The organism is Nitratidesulfovibrio oxamicus (genome assembly GCF_015731765.1).
Lineage (GTDB): Bacteria > Desulfobacterota > Desulfovibrionia > Desulfovibrionales > Desulfovibrionaceae > Cupidesulfovibrio > Cupidesulfovibrio oxamicus.
The window spans coordinates 1-1,853 of record NZ_VRYY01000466.1; the positions used below are offsets into that span (position 1 = coordinate 1).

The 1,853-nt window shown below is 71.2% G+C and carries 2 protein-coding genes; one reads left to right on the plus strand and one right to left on the minus strand.

The features are described 5' to 3' along the window. On the plus strand, nucleotides 1-1,064 hold a 1,064-nt coding region (locus tag FVW20_RS14040; RefSeq protein ID WP_196610103.1), incomplete at its 5' end, for a pseudouridine synthase family protein. 193 nt (nucleotides 1,065-1,257) lie between these two features. Here FVW20_RS14040 and FVW20_RS14045 read toward each other — a convergent pair. After that, a partial coding sequence (locus FVW20_RS14045) for a DUF2062 domain-containing protein (RefSeq protein WP_196610104.1) occupies nucleotides 1,258-1,853 on the minus strand: 596 nt, incomplete at its 5' end.

Consider the following 1,853-nt stretch of genomic DNA (forward strand, 5'->3'; position numbering starts at 1 on the left):
GACAGCGGGTGGAATTGCGCCCGCTGGACGCGACGCGCGGCAAGACGCCGGGCACTACGCTGGATGCCGGGCCGCAGGGGGAGCCGCCTACCTCACAAGCCATCGCGTCGGATGCCTTGCCGGACGCTGCCCGGAGTGGCGCCGGAAGTGCCGCCGATGCGCCGCGCGTGCTGACGGAAGCGGACGGGCTGGTGGCCCTGTACAAACCCGGCGGGCTGCATTCCGCCGCCATAGCGGGCAGCGCCGCCCCCTGCGTGGAGGCGCTGTTGCCCGCACTGCTCGGACAGTCAGGACAGCCCTGCCGCACGGATATGGCCGCTCTGGCCGGACAGGCTGCGTCGGTCCCCCCCGAAGCTTCCCGGCCATTGCCGGTTGCTAACGACACCACGGGCTTTCCGCGCCTGCTCAACCGGCTGGACGGCCCCACCTCCGGCATCCTGCTGGCCGCACGCACCCCGCAGGCCGCCGACCGCTTTCACACAGCCGAAAATTCAGGCCAGGCGACCAAGACCTACCTCGCGCTGGTGCACGGCGTGCTGGCCCGCCCGGTGTCGATGCGCCGCGGGCTGGACACGGCCAACCGGGCCACCACCCGCGTCCTGCCGCAGGACACCCCCGATCCGCTGCGCCATACCATGGTCACGCCGCTGGGCGTCATGCATGTCGAGGATAACGCGCAGGGGACGCCGGATGCGGACGGTCTTGCCCTGCACGGCTCGGCCCTGCCTGCCGCCCCGCCCCCCCCGTGCACACTGGTACGCTGCGTCATCCGCAAGGGCGCGCGCCACCAGATCCGCGCCCACCTTGCCGCGCTGGGACACCCCATCGTGGGCGATACGCGTTACGGCACCCCGGACGACACCAGCGCCACCGCCCACATGCCACCCCACATGCCACCTGACGCGCCGCACTCTGCACCCCCTCTCGCCCCCGCCACGCTGTTCCTGCACCACGCCCGCATCGAACTGCCGGACTTTCGCGCGGCCTGTGCGCCGCCATGGCTGCATCTGCTTCCCCCGGAACTGCAAGAGGCGGCACGCACCGCGTACCGCCTCGATTCCTGAGCCTCCCCACTTCCGCCTGGCAGCGCCAAACAGCCTCCCGCCTGTGGTCGTCCGTGGTCGCCCGTGGTCCGTCAGGCGCCGTCCGTGGTCCGTCAGGCGCCCTCCAGCGTCTGCCCCGCGCTGACCGCACGCTGCCTGGCTGCTGCGTTGCCATCATCCCGTGACGCCCCGCTGGCCCTCAACCGCCGGGATGTCAGCGCCCGTCACGCCCACCTTTACCGTCGTCCGCCACCTTGCCGCCATTCATTGCGCCATCCTGTTCGCAACCGTCGCCCTCTCCGGACGGCGCGCAGCCTGCCACCACCGGCGGGGCGTTGCTGGCCCCGGTGCGCCAGCGCACCCGACGCTGCTGATACGCGGCCACCATGCGATAGGCCGCCACGTAGGCCAGCACCCCGGCCACAGCACCGAACACCACCCCACCCGCGCACAGCACCAGATACACGTCCCAGCCCATGGCCAGCAGTGAAGTGAGGTTGGCCACGTCTTCCGGCAAGGCCACATGCATGTTCGGCAGCAGAAACGAGCCGATGGCGAAAAAGATGGCGTACAACGGGCCGAAGGTCACCGGGTTGGAATACAGCGTGGCGATGACCGCCGCCGCGGGACTGGCCCGCAGCAGCCATGCCACCACGCCCGCCAGCAGCATCTGCGAGGGTATCAGCGGAACGGACCCGATGAGCATGCCAAGGCCCACGCCCAGCGCGATGCGGTGCGGCGTGGAGGGCAGCCGTACCAGCCGCAGCCGGTGCAACCGCACGGCCCGCCACAGGCGTTCCGGCGCGGGAA